21 protein-coding genes are annotated in these 24,221 nt (G+C 60.8%); 13 read left to right on the top strand and 8 right to left on the bottom strand.

The genetic code is table 11. The annotated features are described in order from the left end of the window. Window positions 1–237: 237 nt before the first annotated feature. From K529_RS00480 to rbfA, 5 genes are all read right to left on the bottom strand, one after another. On the bottom strand, window positions 238–1,314 hold the full coding sequence (locus tag K529_RS00480; RefSeq protein WP_005636717.1) for a calcium-binding protein: 1,077 nt from the start codon (window positions 1,312–1,314) through the stop codon (window positions 238–240). A 103-nt stretch (window positions 1,315–1,417) separates the two neighbouring features. Next, a complete protein-coding gene (locus tag K529_RS00485; protein ID WP_046002204.1) occupies window positions 1,418–1,939 on the bottom strand; it encodes a DUF1643 domain-containing protein in 522 nt (173 codons plus the stop codon). Between the two features lie 202 nt (window positions 1,940–2,141). Then, window positions 2,142–3,050 (bottom strand): tRNA pseudouridine(55) synthase TruB, encoded by a 909-nt coding sequence (gene truB / locus K529_RS00490; RefSeq protein WP_005636723.1) that lies wholly within the window; start codon window positions 3,048–3,050, stop codon window positions 2,142–2,144. Between the two features lie 56 nt (window positions 3,051–3,106). Continuing rightward, the gene (locus K529_RS00495) at window positions 3,107–3,880 is read right to left on the bottom strand and encodes a phosphodiester glycosidase family protein (protein WP_005636726.1); all 774 of its coding nucleotides are present in this window, start codon (window positions 3,878–3,880) and stop codon (window positions 3,107–3,109) included. Between the two features lie 4 nt (window positions 3,881–3,884). Continuing rightward, window positions 3,885–4,280: a 30S ribosome-binding factor RbfA gene (gene rbfA, locus K529_RS00500; protein ID WP_005636729.1), complete on the bottom strand. Its 396-nt coding sequence runs from the start codon at window positions 4,278–4,280 to the stop codon at window positions 3,885–3,887. 93 nt (window positions 4,281–4,373) lie between these two features. On the opposite strand from rbfA, the gene dapB reads away from it, so the two are divergent. Next, window positions 4,374–5,183, top strand: coding sequence for a 4-hydroxy-tetrahydrodipicolinate reductase (gene dapB / locus K529_RS00505; RefSeq protein ID WP_005636732.1), 810 nt, complete (start codon window positions 4,374–4,376; stop codon window positions 5,181–5,183). A gap of 142 nt (window positions 5,184–5,325) precedes the next feature. Here dapB and K529_RS00510 read toward each other — a convergent pair whose 3' ends face one another. Further along, window positions 5,326–5,520: a DUF1674 domain-containing protein gene (locus tag K529_RS00510; RefSeq protein WP_005636735.1), complete on the bottom strand. Its 195-nt coding sequence runs from the start codon at window positions 5,518–5,520 to the stop codon at window positions 5,326–5,328. Between the two features lie 98 nt (window positions 5,521–5,618). Between K529_RS00510 and K529_RS00515 the strand changes: the two genes are divergently transcribed. From K529_RS00515 to K529_RS00545, 7 genes are all read left to right on the top strand, one after another. Further along, the gene (locus tag K529_RS00515) at window positions 5,619–6,893 is read left to right on the top strand and encodes an RsmB/NOP family class I SAM-dependent RNA methyltransferase (protein ID WP_005636738.1); all 1,275 of its coding nucleotides are present in this window, start codon (window positions 5,619–5,621) and stop codon (window positions 6,891–6,893) included. Between the two features lie 195 nt (window positions 6,894–7,088). Beyond that, window positions 7,089–8,834, top strand: coding sequence for a heparinase II/III family protein (locus K529_RS00520; protein WP_046002197.1), 1,746 nt, complete (start codon window positions 7,089–7,091; stop codon window positions 8,832–8,834). A gap of 24 nt (window positions 8,835–8,858) precedes the next feature. Further along, on the top strand, window positions 8,859–10,448 hold the full coding sequence (gene purH, locus K529_RS00525; protein WP_005646027.1) for a bifunctional phosphoribosylaminoimidazolecarboxamide formyltransferase/IMP cyclohydrolase: 1,590 nt from the start codon (window positions 8,859–8,861) through the stop codon (window positions 10,446–10,448). Between the two features lie 17 nt (window positions 10,449–10,465). Beyond that, on the top strand, window positions 10,466–10,948 hold the full coding sequence (gene lspA, locus K529_RS00530) for a signal peptidase II (protein WP_005646029.1): 483 nt from the start codon (window positions 10,466–10,468) through the stop codon (window positions 10,946–10,948). Window positions 10,949–11,095: 147 nt separating this feature from the next. Next, the gene (locus tag K529_RS00535) at window positions 11,096–11,602 is read left to right on the top strand and encodes a DUF3035 domain-containing protein (protein ID WP_046002198.1); all 507 of its coding nucleotides are present in this window, start codon (window positions 11,096–11,098) and stop codon (window positions 11,600–11,602) included. 134 nt (window positions 11,603–11,736) lie between these two features. Beyond that, the gene (locus K529_RS00540; RefSeq protein ID WP_005657459.1) at window positions 11,737–13,170 is read left to right on the top strand and encodes a M16 family metallopeptidase; all 1,434 of its coding nucleotides are present in this window, start codon (window positions 11,737–11,739) and stop codon (window positions 13,168–13,170) included. Continuing rightward, window positions 13,167–14,540: a M16 family metallopeptidase gene (locus K529_RS00545; RefSeq protein ID WP_005657456.1), complete on the top strand. Its 1,374-nt coding sequence runs from the start codon at window positions 13,167–13,169 to the stop codon at window positions 14,538–14,540. The genes K529_RS00540 and K529_RS00545 overlap by 4 nt, the downstream gene beginning before the upstream one ends. A gap of 83 nt (window positions 14,541–14,623) precedes the next feature. Here the strand turns inward: K529_RS00545 and K529_RS00550 are convergent, their stop codons facing one another. After that, window positions 14,624–16,966, bottom strand: a complete 2,343-nt coding sequence (locus K529_RS00550; RefSeq protein WP_005657453.1) for an aldehyde dehydrogenase family protein — start codon at window positions 16,964–16,966, stop codon at window positions 14,624–14,626. Window positions 16,967–16,976: 10 nt separating this feature from the next. Further along, window positions 16,977–18,041, bottom strand: coding sequence for a deoxyribose-phosphate aldolase (gene deoC / locus K529_RS00555; RefSeq protein ID WP_227512281.1), 1,065 nt, complete (start codon window positions 18,039–18,041; stop codon window positions 16,977–16,979). 212 nt (window positions 18,042–18,253) lie between these two features. On the opposite strand from deoC, the gene K529_RS00560 reads away from it, so the two are divergent. The 5 genes from K529_RS00560 (at window position 18,254) to mutL (ending at window position 24,210) form a co-directional block, all read left to right on the top strand. Beyond that, the gene (locus K529_RS00560) at window positions 18,254–19,216 is read left to right on the top strand and encodes a metal ABC transporter solute-binding protein, Zn/Mn family (RefSeq protein ID WP_005649048.1); all 963 of its coding nucleotides are present in this window, start codon (window positions 18,254–18,256) and stop codon (window positions 19,214–19,216) included. 1 nt (window position 19,217) lies between these two features. After that, entirely contained in the window at window positions 19,218–20,021 is an 804-nt protein-coding gene (locus K529_RS00565; protein ID WP_005649051.1) for a metal ABC transporter ATP-binding protein, read from the top strand. 37 nt (window positions 20,022–20,058) lie between these two features. Further along, window positions 20,059–21,261 carry a metal ABC transporter permease gene (locus K529_RS00570; protein WP_005649054.1) on the top strand — a complete coding sequence of 401 codons (1,203 nt, stop codon included), beginning with the start codon at window positions 20,059–20,061 and terminating at the stop codon, window positions 21,259–21,261. Next, window positions 21,262–22,188: a metal ABC transporter permease gene (locus K529_RS00575; RefSeq protein WP_005649057.1), complete on the top strand. Its 927-nt coding sequence runs from the start codon at window positions 21,262–21,264 to the stop codon at window positions 22,186–22,188. It begins immediately after the preceding gene. A gap of 90 nt (window positions 22,189–22,278) precedes the next feature. Next, complete coding sequence (gene mutL, locus K529_RS00580) at window positions 22,279–24,210, top strand: DNA mismatch repair endonuclease MutL (RefSeq protein WP_046002199.1); 1,932 nt, start codon at window positions 22,279–22,281, stop codon at window positions 24,208–24,210. Window positions 24,211–24,221 lie beyond the last annotated feature (11 nt).

Here is a 24,221-nt window from a genome sequence, read left to right on the forward strand (position 1 = left end):
CTGTCCCACGCGCTTAACTTCAACTCCGGGAGAACTCCCGCCCATGTTCGTGTCCTTACGGACCCATCACATGGTTGGGCCCCGCGCCGCGCTGGCCTGAAAGGCCAGCGCGGCGCGGGTCGCTTTGGGCAAAGCCCAAAGCGAAACACCTCAAATTACGACAGCGGAATACGCGGATGATCCATCAATTGGGACGGTATGGTGCTATTCGCCACAGAGGCGAATGGGAGTGATTGACTACTGAGGGAGTGGTAAATGTGCGACGTCGCCATCATCGGCTTCCACCAAGAAAATATCATCTGTCGTTAGTCCTTCGGCTCCTGTGAGGCGCATGGCTATCTCTCCATCCAGACGCAAAATCGTCTCGCCAGGGGCAGCGGGGTCCGGTTCCAATTCCAGATCCGGCACGCCCTGATCGCCATCGTAAACCAGCAGCAACTGGTCCTCAGCAGTGTCGAAATCGATTAACTCGACTGTGCCCGCTGCGATCCAATCTCCCAGAAGAATTTGATCTGCACCATCTCCCACGGTCACGACGTCTGAGGCACCTGCGATCAGCGTGTCGTCACCGTCGCCGCCGTTCACAAAATCCTTCTCCGCGCCGTCGTCTGCTCCACTCACCACATCATTGCCGCGCCCCCCAAAGAGCGCGTCTTCCCCGGTGCCACCAAACACCATATCATCGTCATCATTGCCATGGATTGCATCATTGCCCGCGCCCCCTTGGACATGGTCATTGCCCGAGCCGCCATGTAGGGTGTCGTCGCCCTCATCCCCTTGAATACGGTCCGTGCCCAGTCCCCCCAGAAGAGAGTCATCGCCTGCGCCTCCCGCAAGCGAATCCTGGCCCGTCCCTCCGTTCAATGTGTCGTTGTCGTCGCCGCCCTCTAACGTGTCTTGACCTTCGCCGCCGTAGAGGTCGTCATCGCCTGCCCCCCCTTCGAGGCTATCATCGCCGCCTAAGCCATTGATCTGGTCATCGCCCCCCAAACCAAGCAGCGCGTCATCTGCATCGCTGCCCGACATGTGATCAAGTTCATCAGAGCCGATCAGAACGCCGCCATCCTCGATCCCGCCATCCTGGGGCGTATCGGTTTCAGCGTCGCCAGAGACCGTGGTGGACACGTCTTCTACCGGGTCTTCGTCTGCCTGACCGCCGGATAAAAATACCTCTGGCGAGACGATCGTACTCCCGGAGGTGTCTGCCTCTGCGGTCACGTCGTTGTCTTCTGTTTCCTCGTCGTCGGATTCAAAATCGATCATGATCGCGCTGCCCACTGCGACGATCCCAAGAATACTGGCCAACCACAACACCGAACTGGTCCACTTCGTTTTAAACACACTCAACCGGGGTCAAGAGTGCCACAACCATGCGGTCAAAATCCAAACAAAACGGGAACATCGGTTAATGAAACCCTTATAGGTCAACATCTTGCTGCCAAAGCAAGGGCTTCTGCGCATAAGAGATATAGAGAGGGTGTTTGGGGTGGCCTGCTTTGCTCAGGCCCAAGTGATGGAGGGGACGGCCTGTTGCGCGCAGCCTTGCGGCAACGTTGGGGCCTTGATTGCGATGCGCGCCATGGGTGCCCCACGCACAGATTACCATGTCCGCCCAATCCACCCCGGCAAGCAGAACCGACATATTCTCCGGCCCTTCGGGATCGCAGGCCGCACGCATGTCGCGCGGATCGGTGGCGCGATAAGCAAAGATATTGGTGGCCTGAAACCCGCCAAACCCCAACGCCCGTGCGCGCCTCTCGCAGCGCTCGATGGTGGGGTCGTTTTGAACTTCGGTGGCTTTGGATGGGTTGAGCATCACAAACATCACCTTTTGCCCATGAGGCTCCCAGACGCGTGTCAGGCTGTAGCGATAGGTTTCGCAGTCCGAATAAAGGGCGGTGGAGGGCGCGTCGCCCTTGATGTGATGGCGGGTGATCATGGTGAAGGTTTTGGCGTATCGCTGCGCGCTGCGCAATTCCTTACGGAAATGGCCTGGTCTCGCGGTCGAATTGCTGCATGAGTAGGTCAACGCATATGACCCATTGTTTCGTATGCGAAACAATGGGTCAGCGTGTTTTCCCTATCATTTACATGATGTTAACGGATGTGCCGCGGACGTGATGAGCCTGCGTGATGGCGTATCACTCCTGATTGAACACCCGCGATGGATGCAATTCACCTGCCTTGTAGATCCCCACGGCAACCGCTTTACCCTCTAGCGACGCCCAGGCCTCATCGCCATATTCGACGTCCGATGCGATCACCATGCCGGGGTTACCGTTCCTGAGCCGGGTTGCCCCTTCAGGCGTGCATTTCAGCTCAGTCAGATCCGCAAGCCCTTCTTCGAGCGGCCGCAGGAACTGGTCGATCTCGGGCGACTTTGCCAGATCGTCAATCTGTTCCAGTGTGACGCCGTCCTCGGCATCAAACGGGCCGGACCAGATCCGCCGTAGCTCCTGCACGTGACCAAGGCAGCCAAGTTTCTCGCCCAGATCTCTGGCAATGGACCGCACGTAACCACCTTTGCCGCAGGTCATCTCCAGCACCACGTGGTCCGCGTCGGGACGGTCCAGCATCACCAGTTCCTCAACCCAGAGCGGGCGGGAGGACAGCTCGACCTCTTCGCCATCGCGGGCGAGCTTATAGGCGCGCTGGCCGTCGACCTTCACGGCTGAAAACTTTGGCGGCACCTGTTGGATTTCGCCAATGAACCCAAGCAGGGCCTCTTTGATTTCTTCATCCGAGGGACGCTCGGCAGAGGTCGCAATCACCTCACCCTCGGCGTCGTCGGTGTTGGTTGCGGCCCCCAACGTCACCGTGAACGTATAGGCTTTCATGGCGTCGGTGATAAAGGGAACGGTCTTGGTTGCCTCGCCCAGAGCGACGGCCAGAACGCCGGTGGCTTCGGGGTCGAGCGTGCCAGCGTGACCGGCCTTTTTGGCGTCAAACGCCCAGCGGACCTTGTTGACTACGGCTGTAGATGTGAGGCCTGCGGGTTTGTCCACCACCAGCCAGCCGGAAATGTCGCGTCCCTTGCGTTTGCGTCCCATGAATGTCCTCTGATCTGTCGGTAAGGCGCGCGAGGTAGCGCAGCGCGCGCAGGCTGTCAATTCTGCAGCGCGTCTGCGTCGTCCCCTGCGATATCCTCAACCACGCCAACCACAGGCCCCATCATGAACCCGGCATCGGAGCGATCCAGGTCGGGCGCGTGCAGACGTGAGATATTGCCATCAAAATAGAGCGCCTGCGGCAGGCCGAGGTGATCGCGAAACAGGCTGGCAAAGTCGTAGAAATTCACCGTGTTGCGCGAGATCGCAAAAACCACGCGGCGGCCATCGGCACTGGTGCCGACCCCGTTGCGGATATAGCGAGAATCGCTGTCCTGCAGGAATTTCGGGTGCAACGCGCCGTCGATGACCAGCATTGGCCCCGATTGAGTGGCGCTCTTGCAGGTGGTAGTGCTGGCCTCAAAGGCGAGTGTCTCGATCACATCGGCGCGCCCGTCGCGCAGGCAAAAGACGCCATTGGGCACGAGACCGAAATTGCCGGGACCGGGATTGGTGACCAGCCGCATTTCCTCGTTGCCATCCTCAAGATAAAGCCCGACCGGGGAGCGATCCGTGTGATACATCCCCGCGTTGGTGGCAAAGGAGAGTGTTTTTCCTTCGGCTGACAGACGCTCTTCGATGGTGGAGAAATGCCCCATCACTGCGCCTGTGTCATCGCGCAGGAACAGGCGTAATTCTTCGCGGCTGGCATCCACTTCGCACAGGGAATAGCGATTGCCTTGATAGCTCTCGTCGCGGCATTCTACTGCCTCCGCCTCACCTGCCCAAAGGGTGATCCCCAGAGGCAGGCTCAACAGTAACGAGGCCCGCATCGCCTCAGTCCTCCAGATCGCGACGCACCGCGTCCTGATTGAACAGGCGGCGGGTGTCATCCATCCGGTCAAATGTCTCGTCGATCTGAAACCGCAGATCCGGGGTGAACTTCAGCCCAGTCTTCTTGCCGATCGCCCGACGCAGCTCGCTCTTGTTGCGGGCAAGCAGTTGCAGCACGTCCTCCTGCCCTTTGCCACCCAAGGGCAGCACATAGGCGGTTGCGATTTTGAGATCCGGCGAGGTGCGCACCTCACCGACGGTGATAGACAGACGGTTCAGCTCCGGGTCGTGGATGTCGCCACGGGCCAGCACCTCGGAGAGTGTGCGGCGAATAACCTCGCCCACACGAAGTTGACGCTGAGAAGGACCGGGACCGTCGTGAAATTTGTTCTTAGCCATGAGACTCGATCTATGCCGAAAGCCGCCCTTTGCCAAGCGGTCCTCGTCAGGGTAGGAGAAATCCAGCGGATAGTCCAATCAGAGAGTAAAGCCATGACGGATAAACCAGGGATCGTGATCACCGGCGCTTCGGGGCGCATGGGGCAAATGTTGATCAAGACGGTGCTGGAAAGCGACAAGGCCGAGCTTGCAGGCGTGGTGGAACGCGAAGGTCACGATTGGGTTGGTCAGGACATTGGCATCGCCATGGGCGGTGCGGCGCTTGGCGTGGCGGTCACCGACGATGCACTGGCGGCGTTCTCTGAAGCGCAGGCGGTGATTGATTTCACCGCACCAGAGGCCACGATTGCCTTTTCCAAGCTGGCCGCACAGGCAGGTTGCGTCCACGTGATCGGCACCACCGGCATGAGTGATGCGCAGATCGCAGCATTGGACCCTGCCGCCCGCGACACCGTGCTGGTGCGGGCGGGCAATATGTCGCTTGGGGTGAACCTTCTGGTGCAATTGACCAAAAAGGTCGCGGCGGCCCTTGATGAGGAATTCGATATTGAGGTCATTGAGGCGCACCACCATCACAAGGTCGATGCGCCCTCCGGTACGGCCTTGATGCTGGGTGAAGCAGCGGCCGAGGGCCGAGGTGTCAAACTAGCCGATGTCGCGGACCGGGGCCGGGACGGCATCACTGGGGCGCGCAAGAAAGGCGACATCGGCTTCACCGCCATTCGTGGCGGCGACATTGTGGGCGAACATGATGTGCTGTTTGCGGCGGCTGGCGAACGGATCGTGCTGCGCCATATGGCGACTGATCGTGCGATATTTGCACGCGGGGCGCTCAAGGCCGCGCTTTGGGGGCAGGGCAAAGCGGCCGGTGCCTATGATATGATCGATGTGCTTGGCTTGTGAGGATCATAGGCCGCCCTTAGGGGCGGCTGCCTCCGCCGGAGGTATTTGAAAAAAGATGAAGCGCTCATCGCTATTCTAACCTGAAATATCCCGGGGTGAGCGCCCAAAGGGCGCGAGGGGCAGCGCCCCTGAGCCGCCAAATTCAAAAATCAATCGCAATGCCTTTTTTCTCCCAATCACCATAGCGAGCGGGATCGGGACCATCACGCCCCCCCAGTTCAGTTGGCTGAGGGTGTTGCGCCTCACGGGCCTTGCGGCGCTCTTCTGCCTCGGCAAGGGCGCGTTGGGCCGCTGCGGGCAGATCCTTTGCCCGTTGGGATTCGGGGGCGTCACTCATGGGGGCTTCTCCGCAGGGTGGGTTTCTTTATCCTGACACCATGATATACGCCCGCGTCCGCTATGGACAAGCCGATCCCCGATCAGGAGCCATCACCCATGACCGACCGCCCCACATCTGCCTCTGACGCACGCCGTGCGGCTGTGACGCTTCTTGATAAGGTTCTGGGCGAGGGGCTTTTGCTCGCAGAGTGTCAAGCGCAGGTGCTGGAGCGGCTGGAGCCTGCGGATCGCGCGCGCGCGCAGCGATTGGCGCTGGAGGTGCTGCGATCCCTCGAACGCGCGGATCGGGTGCTGGCGAAACATCTGCGCAAGCCCCCCGCGCTGCATGTGAGAAACGCATTGCGTCTGGGAACAGTCGAACTGTGTTCTGGTGGGGCCGCGCATGGGGTGGTGAACGATATCGTCAATCTGGTGGCGCGTCATCGCCGTCACGCACAGCTCAAGGGGCTGGTCAACGCGGTTCTGCGTAAAGTGGCAACAGATGGCCCGACCGAGTGGGCCAAGCTGCGCGTGCCACGATTGCCAAAATGGCTGCGTAGCCCGTTGGCGCAAGCTTGGGGCAGTGATGCAATGCTGGCCATTGAGGCTGCGCATTTAAAGGGCGCGCCGTTTGATCTGAGCTTTAAACCGGGCGCGGATCTAACGGCGTTAGGGGGCAAGCCAACCCCGACAGGTAGTTTGCGATTGGATGACGCGGGGCAGGTCTCGGCATTGCCGGGCTATGAGCAAGGCGATTGGTGGGTGCAGGACGCAGCCGCAGCCCTTCCGGCCCGTTTGATCCATGCGCAGGCAGGTGAACGGGTGCTCGATCTCTGTGCGGCACCGGGGGGCAAGACGTTGCAGATGGCTGCGGCGGGGGCCGATGTGACGGCGGTTGATATTTCCGAGGGCCGTCTGGCGCGTCTGCAAGAGAACCTGACCCGCACAGGGCTTTCGGCGAATGTGATCGCGGGTGATGTGCTTGCGCAGAAGGGGCAATATGATGCGGTTCTGCTGGATGCGCCCTGTTCCGCGACGGGCACCATCCGCCGCCACCCGGATCTGCCCCACGCCAAGGATGGCGCAGGTTTTGGTGCCTTGATCGAGTTGCAGGCGCAGATGCTGGCGCATGCGTGGACATTGGTGCGGCCCGGCGGGCGGCTGGTCTATTGCACCTGTTCTTTGTTGCCGGATGAGGGCGAGTGCCAGATCGAAGATGCACTGGAGATGTTCCCTGAGGCCCGGATCGGCGACAGGGTTCAGACACTCGAAGGCATTGATCCGGCGTGGATCACCGAGGAAGGCGGCCTGCGGCTTCGGCCGGATTACTGGCCCGAGATCGGCGGCATGGACGGGTTCTACATGGCGGAACTCGTCAAGGCCGAGCACTGATCGCAACGCTCAAAATGGCCACCGCCTGCGCTCGAAGGGCGCCGGGCCCAACGGGAGCGGATCATCTCTGCATGATCCGGCGACGGGCGGGAGAGTTTGCCGTGATGCCCTACAGAGGGCAGAGAGCGCATGACACCCGGCGGCAGGCGCGTTATCCTCTGGCCAAAACGCCAAAGGCGTGTGAGGCAAGAGTGCATGTCCAGATATGATCGAATGGCCAGTCGCGGCACGCGGCTGCTGAACCGTTATACCGCCTGGAAGGCGCGCAAGCAGCCTGCGGCTACGGGGTTTGTTTCCCAGCCGGAGCCGCGCACCATTGGCAGTTTCGCGCGTGGGCGGCAGCTCGTTGCGGGGAATCTGTTGTTTGCGGGGTATCTGGTTGAGAGCGATACCACAGGACTATGGGATGTGGAGGCGCCTGATTTTGCCTTTGAGGCAGAGCGGCAGGGCTGCACATGGCTGGATGATCTGGCTGCCGTGGGAGATCTCAGGGCGCGCAAGAAGGCGCAGCACTGGGTCTGGGGCTGGATTGATGAGTTCGGCAATGGCGCGGGTCCCGGCTGGTCGCCGGACCTGACCGGGCGGCGGGTGATTCGATGGATCAACCACGCGCTGTTTCTGTTGAGTGGTCAGGACAAAACCGCCTCTGACGCCTTTTACCGCTCGCTATCCCAGCAAACCTGGTTCCTCGCGCAGCGCTGGAAAGGGGCATCCCCCGGCTTGCCACGCTTTGAGGCGCTGACCGGGCTGATTTATGCAGGGCTTGCGCTAAAAGGCTGCGAGGAACTGGCGGATCCGGCGGTCAAAGCGCTCTCTCAGGATTGCGCGGTTCTGATCAATGCCGACGGGGGCCTGCCGACCCGCAATCCCGAAGAACTGCTGGATGTGTTCACGCTGCTCACTTGGGCGGCGGCTGCGCTGCATGAGGCGGGGCGATCTGTGCCGCGCGAGCATCACGCAGCCTTGGATCGAATCGCGCCGACATTGCGTGCCCTGCGTCACAGCGATGGCGCATTGGCGCGGTTTCATGGCGGTGGGCGTGGACAGGAGGGCTGGCTCGATCATGCGTTGGCCGCCTCGCATGTTCCAGCAAGAGCGTATGAGGGGCTGGCAATGGGGTTTGCGCGGCTTTCCGCGCGCCGCACCTCGATCATTGTCGATGCCAATGTGCCGCCGGTTGGCAAGGCATCGTATAATGCGCATGCCTCCACATTGGCGTTTGAGCTGACCTCGGGGCGGCGCCCGTTGATCGTGAACTGTGGTGCGGGCGAGAACTTCGGGCTGGAGTGGCGTCGGGCCGGGCGGGCGACGCCATCGCATTCTGCGCTCTGTGTCGAGGGGCATTCCAGCGCGCGGCTGGCCGCACCGCAGAAGGGCACCGGCCATGAGTTCCTGATCGAGCCCCCCACCGATGTGCCGATCGAGCGGGACGATCTGGATGACGGCTATCGTTTTCAAGGTGCCCATGATGGCTATGCCAAACATTTTGGTGTGACGGTGGCGCGGTCACTGGAACTGTCGGTGGATGGGCGCACTGTTGCTGGCGAAGATATGGTGCTGGCGCTGGATGGCGCGGCCAAGAAACGCTTTGATAAGGCGCTGGATGCAGGCGGCCTGAAGGGCATCGGCTATGATTTACGGTTCCATTTGCACCCGGATGTGGACGCAGCCCTTGACTTAGGGGGCGCGGCAGTATCCATGGCGCTCAAGAGTGGGGAAATCTGGGTATTCCGTCACGACGGTCAATGCGACCTGAAGCTGGAAACCAGCGTTTACCTGGAAAAAACCCGCTTGAAGCCGCGTCAATCGCTGCAAATTGTCCTGTCGGGCCGGGCCATTCAATACGCGACCCAGATCCGCTGGACCCTCAGCAAGGCGCAGGAAACGGCCGTGGCCGTGCGCGATCTGGCCCGCGACGAACCCATGGCTTACGAAGAGTGAACCTGAACAAGGATTCTGACACCGATGACCGACCTCCACCCCGTCCGCCGCGCCCTTCTGTCCGTCTCTGACAAAACCGGGCTGATCGAGCTGGGCAAATCCCTCGCTGAGCGCGGGGTTGAACTGCTCTCGACCGGTGGCACTGCAAAAGCGCTGCGTGATGCGGGTCTCGCTGTTCGGGATGTCTCTGATGTGACCGGCTTTCCGGAAATGATGGACGGACGTGTGAAAACCCTGCACCCGATGGTGCATGGCGGTCTGCTGGCGCTGCGCGACAATGACGCCCATGTGGCGGCGATGACCGAACATGGCATCGGCGAGATCGACCTGTTGGTGGTGAACCTTTACCCGTTCGAGACGGCGCTGAAGCGGGGCGCGGCCTATGACGAAATGATCGAAAACATCGACATCGGCGGCCCGGCGATGATCCGCGCGGCGGCCAAGAACCACGCGTTTGTGAACGTGGTGGTGGATGTTGAGGATTACGGCGTGCTGCTGGAAGAGCTGGACCAGAACGACGGCCAGACCTCCTTTGCCTTCCGTCAGTGGCTGGCGCAGAACGCCTATGCGCGCACGGCTGCCTATGATGCCGCCGTTTCAAACTGGATGGCCGGTGCGATCGGTCTTGAGGCACCGCGCCGCCGCGCTTTTGCCGGTCAGATTGCACAGACCCTGCGTTATGGTGAGAACCCGCATCAGGACGCGGCCTTTTACACCGATGGCACCGAGCGCGTTGGCGTGGCGACAGCCCAGCAGTTGCAGGGCAAGGAACTCTCCTACAACAACATCAACGACACCGATGCAGCCTTTGAGTTGGTGAGTGAGTTCGCACCTGCCGACGGCCCGGCTGTGGCGATCATCAAACACGCCAACCCCTGCGGTGTGGCGCGCGGCGCAACCCTGCTGGACGCCTATAACAAGGCGTTTGATTGCGACCGCACCTCTGCCTTTGGCGGCATTGTGGCGCTCAACATGCCGCTTGACGCGGCAACCGCCGAGGCGATCACCCAGATCTTTACCGAAGTGGTGATTGCGCCGGGGGCCTCTGATGAGGCCAAGGCGATCTTCGCGGCGAAGAAAAACCTGCGCCTGCTGATCACCGATGGCTTGCCCAACCCGCAGGATGCGGGTCTGACCACCCGTCAGGTCTCTGGCGGGATGCTGGTGCAGGACAAGGACGTTGGCCACCGCGCCATGGATGACCTCAAGGTGGTGACCGAAAAAGCGCCGACGGATGAGCAAATGGCGGATCTGCTGTTTGCGTGGAAAGTCGCCAAACATGTGAAATCCAACGCGATTGTCTATGTGAAAGACGGCCAGACCGTTGGCGTCGGCGCCGGCCAGATGAGCCGCGTGGACTCGGCCACGATCGCAGGCGTCAAGGCGCAGCGGATGGCGGATGCGATGGAACTGCCGGCAAGCCTTGCCAAAGGTTCTGCCGTGGCATCCGATGCGTTCTTCCCCTTTGCGGATGGTCTGATGGAAGCGGCGGCAAATGGCGCAACTTGCGTCATTCAGCCCGGTGGGTCTATGCGCGATGATGAGGTCATCAAGGCCGCGAATGAAGCGGGCCTTGCGATGGTCTTCACCGGCATGCGCCACTTCCGTCACTGATCCCGGAGCAGTTTGATATGCGGAGCTACGCGCTATATTTTGCGGCCCTCTTTGCGCTGATCGTCGATCAGGCCACCAAGATCGGGGTCATCTTCGGCCTTGATCTGGTGAACCTGCTGCGCATTGAGGTGGCTCCGCCGCTCCTGAACTTTCGCTACGGCGAAAATCGGGGCATCAACTTTGGACTGTTCAACGATGGTGGCGATGCCAGCCGCTGGATCTTGATCGCCATCTCGCTGGTCATCTGTGCTGCGGTGTTCATATGGGTGCGCCGCAGCCATTCAAACAGCCGGATGATGCTCATCAGTGCCGGGCTGGTGATTGGCGGCGCGCTGGGCAATGTACTGGATCGGGTGCTGTACGGCTATGTGCTGGACTTCCTGAATATGTCCTGCTGCGGGTTCAATAACCCTTATGTGTTTAACGTCGCCGATATATTTGTTTTTGGCGGTGCGGCGGGGTTGATCCTGTTTGAGGGGCGGGCGAAAAAGCCCGCGTGACCTCCTGCGTGATTTGCGCTAGAGGTGTTGAGAACGTCTGAAGCGCGGGGCCCTGGCATCTCGCTTCAACTCATTGATAACGCATGTCTGAGGCGCGCTTAACGGGTTCTGACTGTTGCGCGACATGCACGAGAAGGACCGCGCCCCATGCGCTTTGTGACTGCACCGATCATCTTGAGTTCCGTTCTGCTGGTGGCTGCTTGTGCCAACAAGCCGCTGCATGATCTTGATGCACGTCGCAACACGCCGGACGAGTTCCTCGTGCTGCCCAACAAGCCGCTGGAACAACCCGAAAGCTATGCCGCACTGCCGCAACCGACCCCCGGTGGCAGCAATCGCACCGATCGCAATCCGCAAGCCGAGGCCATCGTGGCGCTGGGCGGGCGACCCAGCGGCGTGGGTGTTCCGGCCTCTGACGGCGCACTGGTGACAGCCGCAAGCCGCCACGGCGTGCAGGGCGATATTCGGGAAACGCTGACTGCTGAGGATACAAAACGGCGCAAGCGCGCGGGTATCCTCGCCAATATCAAGCTCTTCCCCGTGGATCGTTACGCCGAAACCTACGAGCGAGAAGCGCTCGATCCGCAAGATGTTAGCACAGCCTACCGTCGCGCCGGGGTTCCGACCCCTTCTTCACCGCCAAAAGGCGAATAATCCTTCACAATTTCGGCAAACCGTCTTGTGGCTGACGGTCGGCACCGTAATTTGATGCGCAGCAGGCCAAAACGACTCTGCGCCGGGCCGTGCCATTGTGCGCGCTCGGGGGACCGATCTGGAGGATAGAACATATGACATCTGAGGCAGCGATTCCGTCCGGGCTGCGGGCCAGCTGGCGGGGTGCGCTTTGTGCCCTTGTGATGGCAGCGGGCCTTGGCGCGCCTGTGCTTTCCGCGCAGGAGGCGTCTCCGGCAAATGACGCGGCACCTAAATCCGAGCAAACCGGCGTTGAGATGGTCACCACCTTCACGCTTGAGAACGGGATGATGGTGGTGGTGGTCGAAGATCATCGCGCCCCTGTGGTGCAGCATATGGTCTGGTATCGTGCAGGCTCTGCCGATGAGCCCGTGGGCCAAAGCGGTGTTGCCCATTTCCTCGAACACCTTCTGTTCAAGGGCACCGATACGCTGGACGCGGGCGAGCTGTCGGCGACAGTTGCGCGCAACGGTGGTCGCGATAATGCCTTCACCAGCTATGATTACACGGCTTATTTTCAGCGTGTCGCAGCAGATCGGCTGGAGCTGATGATGCAGATGGAAGCGGATCGGATGCGCAATCTGCGCCTTACTGAGACCGATATCGTGACTGAGCGTGAGGTGATCCTCGAAGAGCGCAACCAGCGCACCGACAATGATCCCACTGCATTGTTTCGTGAACAGATGCGGGCGGTGCAATATCTGAACCATCGGTACAGTCAGCCGGTGATCGGCTGGCGGCACGAGATGGAAACCCTGTCGATGGAGGACGCACTGTCCTACTACGGCACCTATTACGCGCCCAATAACGCAATCCTTGTGGTGTCTGGCGATGTGAAGCCCGACGAGGTGCGCAAGCTCGCCGAGACCTACTATGGTGTGATCCCGGCCAATCCAGATCTGCCGGAACGGTTGCGCAGCGAGGAGCCACCGCAAACCGCAGCGCGGCGTCTGACCTTTGCCGATGCGCGGGTCTCGCAACCCTATGTACAGCGATCCTATCTGGCACCGGAGCGTGACAGCGGCAGTCAGGAAAAGGCCGCCGCGCTCTATCTGCTCTCGCAGCTCTTGGGCGGGGGAACCACATCCTATCTGGCCAATGCACTGCAGTTTGAACAGCAAGTGGCGGTTTATACGGCGGCCTTCTATTCTGGTGTGTCGCTGGATGACACCACCTTTGATTTTGTGATTGTCCCTGCTGATGGTGTGACCCTCGAAGAGGCCGAGGCGGCGCTTGATCGCAGCGTGCAGCAGTTCCTCGCGACAGGTGTCGACAGCCAAAAGCTTGAGCGTATCAAGCTGCAGCTGCGCGCCTCGGAAATCTATGCTCGGGATGACGTGGACCGCATTGCCAACCGCTATGGCCGCGCGCTCACCTCGGGGCTGACGGTTGAGGATGTGCAGGACTGGCCGCGCGTGCTGCAATCCATCACGGAGGATGAGATTATTGCCGTCGCACGCGAGGTATTGCGGCCTGAGGCATCTGTCACCGGTTACCTGATCCAAAGCCAGCAGGAGGCTGACCAATGAGCCGGAACAAAACATTCGCCCGCGTGCGCGCAGTTGATCTGCGCCCGCTAAAACGTGCCGTTCTGGCGCTGTTGGTTGGGTTTGCAGTGCTTTTTGCCGCGCAGATGGCACGGGCTGAGATCGACATCAAAGAAGTCACATCTCCCGGTGGGATCAAGGCGTGGCTGGTCGAAGATCACAGCATTCCCTTCTCTGCGTTGGAGCTGCGGTTTCGCGGCGGCACATCACTGGACGCGCCCGGCAAACGCGGGGCCGTGCATCTGATGGGCGGCCTGTTGGAAGAGGGTGCAGGAGAGCTGCGCGCGCAGGATTACGCCCGCGCAGTGGAGGCTTTGGCGGCCAATTTCTCTTATGACGCCGACAAGGACATGGTCGCGATCTCCGCCAGTTTCCTGACCGAAAACCGCGATGAGGTGATGGAGCTTTTGCGCCAGACCATTCAGGAGCCACGTTTCGATCAGGATGCGCTGGACCGGGTGCGGGCACAGGTTCTGGTGGGGCTGCGCTCTGATCAGACCGATCCCAACGCGATTGCGGGCAAGACCTTTGGTAAGCTGGCGTTTGGCGACCACCCTTATGGCACCGATGGTAAGGGCACGGTGGAGAGCGTCTCGGCGCTGACCCGTCAGGACATGTTTGCCGCCCATGAGGCTGTTTTTGCCCGTGACCGTCTGTACGTAAGCGCGGTTGGTGATATCACACCCGAAGAGCTGGGCACGCTGCTGGACGAATTGCTGGGCGATTTGCCCGCCGAGGGGGCGCCGATGCCCGGCCCGGCAGAGGTGCTGCTGACCGGTGGTACCACGGTGGTGCCCTTTGCCACGCCGCAGTCTGTGGCGCTCTTCGGGCAGAAAGGGATCGACCGTAATGATCCGGATTTCTTTGCCGCTTATGTGCTGAACCAGATCCTCGGTGGTGGATCATTTGAGACCCGCTTGATGCAGGAAGTGCGCACCAAACGTGGCCTCACCTATGGGGCCTATAGCTACCTGGTGCCGCGTGATCTGGCCTCGACCTACATGGGGTCTTTTGCCTCTGCCAATGAGAAGATGGCAGAAGCGGTCGGTGTTGTACGCGACCAGTGGCAGGCCTTGGTGGACAGCGGCGTGACCGAAGCGGAGTTGAAGGATGCCAAGACCTATCTGACCGGGGCCTATCCTTTGCGCTTCAACGGCAACAGTCAGATCGCTGCGATCCTTGTGTCGATGCAGATGGATGACCTGCCCACCGACTATGTGGTCACCCGAAACGAAAAGGTTGAGGCGGTGACCCTGGACGACGTGAACCGGATCGCCAAAGAGATTCTGGACCCCGAGGGGCTGCGGTTCGTGGTGGTTGGAGAACCCGAAGGGCTGAAGTCCACGAACTAGACACTGGGCAATCATCCCTGAAACAAAAACGGCGCGGTTCCAAATGGGAGCCGCGCCGTTTTTTCTGTGTTGGGGACGAGGTGTTACTCGCCGTAGGGAATCCACACGGTTTTCACTTCGGTCGCGGCCTGCAAGAAGCGTTTGGATTGGTCGCGCGACCAGTCAAAGGTGCGGCCATTGTTGACCCATGTGCGCTTGAGATTGCCAGCAGATTCGGCTTCGATCATCTTCGACAGACCGGTGGAAGAGAAGCTCCAGACCGCGTCGATATCGAGATGCTTGGCCATAGTGTCGCCGAGATCCTTGTGCGCGCCGGTGAGGATATTCACCACACCCGCAGGGACATCAGATGTCTCGAGCACCTGATAGAGGTCGGTGGCCGCCAAAGGGAAGGCCTGAGACGCCGCCAGCACCACACGGTTGCCCATCGCAATTGCAGGGGCCATGGCAGAGACCAGACCCAGAAGCGGGGCTTCATCGGCGCAGAGAACGCCAATGGTGCCAACTGGTTCTTTCATGCCAAGCGCGACGCCCCGGATCGGCACGCCATGCGCCAGCCCGTCGTATTTATCGGCCCATGCAGCAGCAGAAAACAGCCGTTGCAGCGAGGTTTCAACCTCAGCTGTGCCGTCGCCTTTGCCTGTCATCGCATCAATGCGGGCGGCGAATTCACCCGCACGAGCGGCGAGGTTCTCGGCCAGATAGTAGAGGATCTGCGCCCGCAAGTGCCCGGTGGTCTTGGCCCAGCCTTTGGCGGCATTTGCGGCCTCAACCGCGTTACGGACGTCCTTGCGGCTGCCAGCGCCGACGTGGCCCAGCAGGTCGCCTTTGGGGCCATAGACGGATTTGGAATAGCCACTGTCGGGGCGGGTTTGTTTGCCACCGATGAACATCTTGGCGGTGCGGTCAATGCCCGCGGGTGCCGCACCTTTGTCGTTGCCTTCAAAGGCCACAACAGGGTTCAGCGTGTCCAACGCGCCTGTGGGTTTGGTGTAGGCCATCAGGCCCTCGACGCCACCTTCGCGACCAAAGCCGCTTTCGCGCACGCCGCCAAAGGGGGCCGCGGCGTCGAACATATTGGTGCCATTGACCCAGACCACGCCCGCAACCAGTTTAGGTGCGATATCAAGGGCGAGGTTCACGTTCTCGGTCCAGAGCGTCGCGGCCAACCCGTAGCGGGTGTTGTTCGCCAGCTCGACAGCCTCAGCAGGGGTGCGGAAGGTGGTGGAGACCAGCACCGGGCCAAAGATCTCTTCCTGCATCAACGGATCAGCGAGCGAGAGGCCTTCAATGAGGGTAGGCGGGAAGAAACAGCCCTTGGCAGGCATATTAACTGCGGTTTGATGCACGGTGCAGTTTTTCGCAGAGGCGACCATGCGGGTGATTTCCGCATGTTGAACCGGATCCACCACTGCGCCCACATCGATGCATTTGTCGAGCGGATCACCCAGACGCAGGGTTTTCATCCGCGCGCGCAGTTTCTGGTGGAAGCGTTCTGCGACACCTTCCTGCACCAAAAGGCGCGACCCTGCGCAGCAGACCTGACCTTGATTGAACCAGATCGCATCCACCAGCCCCTCGATGGCGCTGTCCAGATCGGCGTCGTCAAACACGATGTAGGGGCTCTTGCCGCCCAGCTCCAGGGTTAACGCCTTGCCGGTGCCTGCAGTCGCTTCGCGGATCTTGCGCCCCACGGAAGTCGATCCGGTAAAGGCGATTTTGTCCACGTCTGCATTGACGATCATCTCGCCCACGGCACCATCGCCGGTAATGATGTTCACAACGCCCGTGGGCAGGCCCGCCTGACGGCAGATGTCAGCAAACAGCAGCGCGGTGAGCGACGTATATTCAGCCGGTTTCAGGACCACGGTGTTGCCCATCGCTAGCGCGGGCGCGACTTTCCATGCCAGCATCAGGAGCGGGAAGTTCCACGGGATGATCTGACCGCAGACGCCAAGCGCCTCCCGACCCGACATTTCCTCATTCATCAGCTGCGCGTGGCCTGCATGATGGTAGAAATGACGCTGCACCAGCGGAATATCGATGTCGCGGCTCTCGCGGATCGGCTTGCCGTTGTCGAGTGTTTCGAGCACCGCAAAGAGGCGGCTGTGCTTTTGCAAAAGACGCGCAATGGCATAGAGATATGTCGCACGACCAGAGCCACCCATCGCGGCCCAAGCACCTTGCGCGGCGCGGGCAGCTTTGACGGCGGCGTCTACGTCTTTCTGTGTCGCTTGCGTCAGCTCTGCCAGCACCTCGCCGGTTGCCGGGTTTTTGCTCTCGAAGGTTTGGCCCGGAGCGGTGAAGCTACCATTGATAAAGTGACCGAACTGGCTTCCCTGATCGACCAGCCAAGCGAGGGCCTCTGCGGCGCTTTCGGGGGCGGGGCCATAGTCCATGGTGTCAAAAATCTCTTTGATTGTCATCTATTGGTCCTCACGCCATCGGGTGGCGGTAGCCAGCGGAGTAAGCGCCGGTCACATGGTGTTCGAGCTGACGTTCGATATCGCCAAGCAGGCTGGATGCGCCAAAGCGGAAGAGGTCCGGTTGCAGCCAGCGGTTGCCCAGTTCCTCTTTCATCAGGCTGAGGTACACTAGGGCATCCTTGGCCTTGGAGATGCCGCCTGCGGGCTTGTAGCCGATATGGAAACCAGTGCGTTCATAGTAGTCGCGAATGGCACGGATCATCACCAGAGAGACCGGCAGGGTGGCATTTACCCCTTCCTTGCCGGTGGAGGTTTTGATGAAGTCTGCACCTGCCATCATGCAGATCATCGAGGCCCGGGCGACGTTGCGCAAAGTGCCAAGTTCGCCGGTGGCGAGGATGGCCTTTACATGGGCATCCCCACACGCCTCGCGGAAGGCTTTCATCTCATCATAGAGTGCCTGCCAGTTGCCCGAAAGAACGTGGCGGCGCGAAATCACGATGTCGATCTCCTTGGCACCAGCCCGCACGCTCTCGCGGATTTCTTCGACCCGCAGGTGAAAAGGCGAAAGACCTGCCGGAAACCCGGTAGAGACGGCTGCAACAGGGATCTGGGTGCCATGAAGCGCCCGCACGGCAGCAGGGATCATGTCGTGGTAGACGCAGACCGCACCCGTGGTGAGGCTGTCCATCCCCAGTGCTGACAGGATGTCTGAGCGCACGGGTTGGCGCGCCTTGGCGCAGAGGCGGCGGACGCGGGCCTCGGTGTCGTCGCCAGAAAGCGTCGTGAGGTCGATCAGGCTGATCGCCTTTAGCAGCCACGCGGCCTGATAGTCCTTCTTGACCGAGCGACGACCGGGCAGGCTGGCACAGCGGCGCTCGATTGCGGAGGTATTTGCCTCAACGCCCAGAGCCCAATCCAGATCGAGTGCGATGCCGGGGTTGCGGGGCAGATCGCTGTGGGTCGCACCCTGAGGGGCGGCAGATTGCGCGGCAGGCGGTGTGGCCTTGCTGGTCGGGTTGGCAGCGGAGGTGTTCGGCGGCTGCGTGCCGTCTTCTGCGGTTTGGCTGTCCATTTGTGGGAGTCCTCGAACGTTTCCCACCCAAAATCGCATGCCACCCCGCTTTGATGCAAGGTTTCCCAAAGGTTTTCCCGTTCCATTTTTTACCAAGAGGACAAAAATCAAAGATATTGTGAGAATAATTCTCATTTTCATTGACGAAGTTGAGAATCGTTCTCATATTGCGGGTGAGCAAAACGAGAATCTTGCGGGCAGGGAGCACCTTTATGCTGAACCGACGTCACACTCTTCTGGGTATGGGGGCCATGGTGGCCCTCGCTGCGACACCTGTTGCAGCCTCTGACGGACCACTGACGGTGGTGGCGACCACCGGGATGATTGCCGATGCAGCCCGTCAAATCGGTGCTGCGGAGGTCGAGGTGACCGCCTTGATGGGAGCGGGTGTTGATCCGCACGCCTATCGCCAGACCCGCAGTGATATTGCTGCGATGACCCGTGCAAATCTGGTGTTATGGCACGGTTTGTACCTTGAGGCGCAGATGGAGGATTTCTTCCACTCGCTCGCACGTAAACGCGAGGTCGTGGCAGTGGCCGAGGCGATGCCAAAGGACCTGCTGCGTGGCCATGATGATTACGCCGATAAATACGACCCGCACGTCTGGATGAGCCCGGAACTGTGGAAGCATGTGGTGCGCGAAGTGGCACGCGCCCTCACCGAGGCACGCCCGGCATCTGCGGATCTGTTTGCAGCCAATTTGGCGCGGCATCTGGGGGAATTGGATCGCCTGTCCGAATACGGTCGCAAAGTTGTGGCCGGGGTGCCAGACAGCAACCGTGTGTTGGTCACCGCGCATGATGCCTTTGGCTATTTTGGCCGCGACTACGGCTTTGAGGTGTTGGGCATTCAGGGCATCTCGACGCAGTCTGAGGCCGGTTTGAACCGGATTGGCGCGTTGGTCGACATATTGGTAGAGCGCCAAATTAAGGCCGTGTTTGTCGAAACCTCAGTCGCGGATCGCTCCATGCGCGCATTGATCGAAGGGGCGGCGGCCAAAGGGCATGACGTCGTGATCGGCGGCGAGCTGTTTTCGGACGCTATGGGTCAGGATGGGACCTATGAGGCCACCTATGTCGCTATGCTCGATCACAACTTTACCACCATTGCCGGTGCGCTGGGCGCGGATGTGCCCACCGGCGGTATGGACGGCAAACTCGGGGCAGGTCACTAACATGCAACTTTCAATTGCCAGCCAGAACGGTCAGTCCGCGCGAGAGGAAGGGCTGGACCAAAGCCCGCTCGCGATCCGCGGCCTTACCGTCAGCTACGGCGAAAAACCGGCGGTCTTTTCCGTTGATATGACCGTGGTGCCGGGGCAGATGACTGCAATCATCGGGCCAAACGGTGCCGGTAAATCCACACTCCTGAAAGCGGCGCTGGGCATTGTGCAGCCGGTGTCGGGCCGGGTGCAGGTGTTTGGCCGCCCGCTGGATCATCAGCGCGCGCGCATCGCTTATGTGCCGCAACGCGCCTCGGTCGATTGGGACTTCCCGACGCGGGTGATCGACGTAGTGATGATGGGGCTATACCGCGAGTTAGGGCTGTTGGGGCGCATTCGCGGCACCCATCACAAGATCGCGCGAGACTGTCTGGAACGTGTCGGGATGAGCGAGTTTGCCGAGCGACAGATTGGTCAGCTTTCCGGCGGTCAGCAACAGCGGGTGTTTCTTGCGCGCGCACTGGCGCAGGGAGCGGATCTCTACTTGCTGGATGAACCGTTTGCAGGCGTGGATGCGGCAACGGAAAAGGCCATTATTGGCGTGCTTAAGGCCCTGAGGGCCGAAGGCAAAACGGTTGTTGTGGTGCATCACGACTTGGCGACGGTGCAGGATTATTTCGACAATGTCTTCCTGATCAATACCCGCAAAGTTGCCGAGGGCGCTGTGGCGGAGGCCTTTACGCCGGAGAGTTTGCAAGCGGCCTATGGTGGCCGGCTTGCAACGGCACAGATCGAACAGATCGCGCGTCCAGCGTGAGTGGTGCGATGCCAATCCAGAAAGAGAAAGGCGGAGCATGCTGATCGACGCACTGTTCCTGCAATTAGGGTATAACGCCACATTGGTGGCGATCGGAGCAGCGCTGTTGGGCGCAGCTTCGGGGATCACGGGCACCTTCCTGTTCCTGCGCAAGCGCGCGCTGGTGTCGGATGCCGTGAGCCATGCCACCCTGCCCGGCGTCTGCGTTGCGTTCCTGGTCCTCGTGGCGCTGGGTGGGGATGGCCGCAATCTTGCAGGGTTGCTTATCGGTTCTGCGGTGTCGGCTGGCATCGGGCTTTGGTGCATGAACTGGCTGACACGCAACACGCGGCTGGCCGAAGATGCGGCGATTGGCGCGGTGCTCTCGGTGTTTTTCGGTTTTGGCGTGGTGTTGCTGACGGTCATTCAAACGCTGGGGGTCGGACGCCAGGCCGGGCTTGAGGGGTTCTTGTTGGGCTCCACCGCAGGCATGCTTTATTCGGATGCACTGGTGATTGCGGCAGGCGGTGCGGCGGTGCTGTTTCTGATCCTGCTGACGCGACGCCCCATGACGATGGTGGCTTTTGATCCCGAATATGCCGCCGCGCGCGGTCTGCCGGTCGACAAGGTCGACATGCTGATGATGGGTCTGGTGATGGCTGTGACCGTGGTGGGCCTCAAGGTGGTGGGGCTAATCCTCATCGTGGCGCTGCTGATTATCCCGCCAGTCACCGCCCGTTTCTGGACGGAGCGCGCCGATCAGGTAGTGATTCTTGCCGGTGTTCTGGGGGCCGTGGCCGCCTATCTGGGGGCGGCAATCTCGGCGTCCGCCCCGAACCTGCCGACAGGGCCGATCATTGTATTGATGAGCTTTGCGCTTTTTGCTCTGTCACTGCTGGTTGCGCCGAACCGAGGTGTGTTGGCTGCGGTCCTCCGGCATCAAAAATTCCAACGCCGGGTGCATATTCGTCAGGGTCTTCTGGCGCTTGCACAAGATCAGACGATCTATGAACCCCTCACGCTGCGGCTGCTGAGTAAGCGCGGGTTGGTGCGGGCAGATGGTGTGGCCACAAAAGCAGGCCGGGCGCGTGCGGCCAAGGCGCTTCGCGATGAACATCGCTGGGACATTCTGCGCCGCGATCAGGCGCAAGAGGCCGCCGCCGCGCTCTATGATGGTCTCCGCGAGATTGAAACCGTCCTGACGCCAGATCAGATCGCCGAGATCGACCGCAAGATCAGCACGCCAAAGGAGGCCTGTTAGATGGGCAGCGAATTTGTCACCCTCTCTCTTACGCCGCTTTTGATCGGGATCTTTGCGGCGGTGGCTTGTGCGCTGCCGGGGAACTTCTTGCTTTTGCGTAAACAGGCGCTGATTGGCGACGCGATCAGCCATGTGGCTTTGCCGGGCATAGTCGTGGCGTTCCTTTTGACCGGCGCGATTTCCACCTGGCCGATGATGCTGGGTGCGGCAGGCGCAGCGGTGGTCGCAGTTGTGATGATCGAGGGTATCCGCCGTTTGGGCCGCATCGAGCCCGGAGCGGCGATGGGTGTTGTCTTTACCACACTCTTTGCAGCGGGTGTTTTGCTCCTGGAGCAGAGCGACACCTCCTCGGTACATCTGGATGTGGAACACGCGCTTTACGGCAATCTGGAGAGCCTGATCTGGCTTGATGGCACAGGCTGGGGGTCGCTTCTGGACCCCGAGGCACTGGCCTATCTGCCGGTGGAAATGCCACGCATGGCAGCGACGCTGGTGGTGGTTGCTGGCTTTATCGCGCTGTTCTGGCGGCCTTTGAAGATTTCAACCTTTGACGAAGGCTTCGCCCGCACGATGGGGATGCGAACGGATTTGCTGGGTCTGGCGCTGGTCATCACGGCCGCGATTGCGGCGGTGGCGGCCTTTGATGCGGTGGGGTCGATCATCGTGATCGCCATGTTCATCTGCCCACCCGCAGCGGCGCGAATGATGACCAATCGGTTGGAGGTGCAGATCGCGTGGAGCGTCGTCTTTGCCACTCTGGCGGCGATCATCGGCTATGTGTGTGCAGGGTATGGACCGATCTGGATCGGCATGGGTGATGCGGTGAGTGCTGCGGGTATGATCGCAACCGTATCAGGTCTGATCCTCGCAATTACGGCCTTGGTTGGTCCTTGTCGCGCCCGTGCCGGAGCACCGTCCGGCGTGTAGTTGCCGAACGTCTGAGGCACGTTACAGGCACTGTTCGGAGCACGTATTCCGGGTGGCAGAATCGTGCGCTCTCATGCTAAATCTTGGGTCATGGCTACACTCGACCCCCAAATCAGCGAAAACCCAGTGCAACAGGCGAGCGAGGCTCATCGGCCTGTCATTCGCCAGCTTGATGACAGCGCCATCAACCGCATTGCGGCGGGTGAGGTGGTTGAGCGCCCGGCCTCTGCCGTCAAGGAATTGGTGGAGAACGCCATCGACGCGGGGGCGACCCGCATCACGGTAGAGATTGCTGACGGCGGGAAGACCCTGATCCGGGTGATCGACAACGGCTGTGGTATGACACCCGAGGATTTGCCTCTGGCGCTGTCACGCCATGCAACGTCGAAAATCGACGGCTCGGATCTTCTGAACATCCACACCTTTGGATTTCGCGGCGAGGCCCTGCCCAGTTTAGGTGCGGTCGGGCGGCTCACCATCACCAGCCGGGCCGAAGGGTGCGATGCAGCTCAGATCCGCGTCGCGGGCGGACATCTGGAGCCGGTCAAACCGGCCGCGCTGCGGCAGGGCACAATTGTGGAACTGCGCGATCTGTTCTTTGCGACGCCTGCACGGCTGAAGTTCATGCGCACAGACCGGGCCGAAACGCAGGCGATTTCCGACACGGTGAAGCGACTTGCGATGGCTGAGCCTGCCGTGGGCTTTATCCTGCGCGATGTCTCTGGTGGAGGTGAGGGACGCGTGTCTTTCCGCGCTGACCCCATGAGCGGCGATCTCTTTGATGCGCTGCACGGGCGGCTTGCGCATGTGATTGGTCGCGAATTTGCGGAGAACGCGCTGAAGATCGACGCGACGCGCGAGGGCATCCGCCTTTATGGCTATGCGGCGCTGCCGACCTATTCGCGCGGGGCTGCGGTGACGCAGTTCCTGTTCGTGAACACGCGGCCAGTGAAGGACAAGATGCTCACAGGTGCGCTTCGGGCGGCCTATATGGATTTCCTCAGCCGTGATCGCCACCCGGCGGCGGCGTTGTTTATTGATTGCGATCCGACGCTGGTGGATGTGAACGTCCACCCGGCAAAATCCGAGGTGCGGTTTCGCGATCCCGGACTGGCGCGCGGGCTGATTGTCTCTTCGTTGCGCCATGCGCTGGCGGAGGCTGGGCATCGTGCCTCCAGCACTGTGGCGGGGGCGACCTTGGGCGCAATGCGGCCCGAGCAACCCACCGCGACAGGTGCACCGAGAGTCTATCAGATGGATCGGCCATCCTTGGGCGCACGCAACAGTTCTTACGCGGCGCAAGCCCCCGGCCAGCCGGCCGCACCGTCCTATCCTGCGCCGCCATCGGCTGAACCCGCGGGCTTTGCCGAATTTTCAGGTGCCTACAGTGGCCGTCTGGTCGAAGAAGCTGCAGTAGAGCCAGAAGCGCACCCAATAGAGGATCTGCCTTTGGGCGCGGCGCGCGGGCAGGTGCATGAGAATTACATCATTGCCCAGACCCGTGACGGTATGGTGATCGTCGACCAACACGCCGCGCACGAACGATTGGTCTATGAAAAACTCAAACACCAGATGGCCGAAAACGGCGTTGCCACCCAAGGCCTTTTGATCCCCGAGATTGTCGAACTCTCGGATGGCGATTGCGCGCGCCTGCTGGACGTGGCCGATGACCTAGCGAAATTCGGTCTCGGGTTCGAAGCCTTTGGCGGCAGTGCCGTAGCTGTACGTGAAACCCCGGCCATCTTGGGCGAGGTCAATGCCGAGGCGATGATCCGCGACATTCTGGATGAACTGGCCGATCAGGGTGAGAGCCAGCTGGTGCAGGCGCGGCTGGAGGCGATCTTGTCGCGTGTGGCCTGCCATGGCTCAATCCGGTCCGGGCGGAGAATGCGCGGCGAAGAGATGAACGCGCTTTTGCGCGAGATGGAGGCGACGCCTCACTCTGGCCAATGCAACCATGGCCGCCCAACCTATGTTGAACTCAAACTCGCTGACATCGAACGCTTGTTTGGTCGCAGCTAAAGGAACCCCGG

This window comes from Tritonibacter mobilis F1926 (assembly GCF_000376545.2).
GTDB lineage: Bacteria > Pseudomonadota > Alphaproteobacteria > Rhodobacterales > Rhodobacteraceae > Epibacterium > Epibacterium mobile.

What these genes read in the sequence shown, in the direction of transcription:
- K529_RS00495 (WP_005636726.1), bottom strand. Translation starts at nt 3,880, where the DNA reads ATGCGGGCCTCGTTACTGTTGAGCCTGCCTCTGGGGATCACCCTTTGG.
- K529_RS00570 (WP_005649054.1), top strand. Translation starts at nt 20,059, where the DNA reads ATGCTGATCGACGCACTGTTCCTGCAATTAGGGTATAACGCCACATTG.
- K529_RS00545 (WP_005657456.1), top strand. Translation starts at nt 13,167, where the DNA reads ATGAGCCGGAACAAAACATTCGCCCGCGTGCGCGCAGTTGATCTGCGC.
- deoC (WP_227512281.1), bottom strand. Translation starts at nt 18,041, where the DNA reads ATGGACAGCCAAACCGCAGAAGACGGCACGCAGCCGCCGAACACCTCC.
- K529_RS00560 (WP_005649048.1), top strand. Translation starts at nt 18,254, where the DNA reads ATGCTGAACCGACGTCACACTCTTCTGGGTATGGGGGCCATGGTGGCC.
- truB (WP_005636723.1), bottom strand. Translation starts at nt 3,050, where the DNA reads ATGGGACGCAAACGCAAGGGACGCGACATTTCCGGCTGGCTGGTGGTG.
- rbfA (WP_005636729.1), bottom strand. Translation starts at nt 4,280, where the DNA reads ATGGCTAAGAACAAATTTCACGACGGTCCCGGTCCTTCTCAGCGTCAA.
- K529_RS00535 (WP_046002198.1), top strand. Translation starts at nt 11,096, where the DNA reads ATGCGCTTTGTGACTGCACCGATCATCTTGAGTTCCGTTCTGCTGGTG.
- mutL (WP_046002199.1), top strand. Translation starts at nt 22,279, where the DNA reads ATGGCTACACTCGACCCCCAAATCAGCGAAAACCCAGTGCAACAGGCG.
- purH (WP_005646027.1), top strand. Translation starts at nt 8,859, where the DNA reads ATGACCGACCTCCACCCCGTCCGCCGCGCCCTTCTGTCCGTCTCTGAC.
- K529_RS00550 (WP_005657453.1), bottom strand. Translation starts at nt 16,966, where the DNA reads ATGACAATCAAAGAGATTTTTGACACCATGGACTATGGCCCCGCCCCC.
- K529_RS00485 (WP_046002204.1), bottom strand. Translation starts at nt 1,939, where the DNA reads ATGATCACCCGCCATCACATCAAGGGCGACGCGCCCTCCACCGCCCTT.
- K529_RS00540 (WP_005657459.1), top strand. Translation starts at nt 11,737, where the DNA reads ATGACATCTGAGGCAGCGATTCCGTCCGGGCTGCGGGCCAGCTGGCGG.
- K529_RS00515 (WP_005636738.1), top strand. Translation starts at nt 5,619, where the DNA reads ATGACCGACCGCCCCACATCTGCCTCTGACGCACGCCGTGCGGCTGTG.
- lspA (WP_005646029.1), top strand. Translation starts at nt 10,466, where the DNA reads ATGCGGAGCTACGCGCTATATTTTGCGGCCCTCTTTGCGCTGATCGTC.
- dapB (WP_005636732.1), top strand. Translation starts at nt 4,374, where the DNA reads ATGACGGATAAACCAGGGATCGTGATCACCGGCGCTTCGGGGCGCATG.
- K529_RS00520 (WP_046002197.1), top strand. Translation starts at nt 7,089, where the DNA reads ATGTCCAGATATGATCGAATGGCCAGTCGCGGCACGCGGCTGCTGAAC.
- K529_RS00575 (WP_005649057.1), top strand. Translation starts at nt 21,262, where the DNA reads ATGGGCAGCGAATTTGTCACCCTCTCTCTTACGCCGCTTTTGATCGGG.
- K529_RS00565 (WP_005649051.1), top strand. Translation starts at nt 19,218, where the DNA reads ATGCAACTTTCAATTGCCAGCCAGAACGGTCAGTCCGCGCGAGAGGAA.
- K529_RS00510 (WP_005636735.1), bottom strand. Translation starts at nt 5,520, where the DNA reads ATGAGTGACGCCCCCGAATCCCAACGGGCAAAGGATCTGCCCGCAGCG.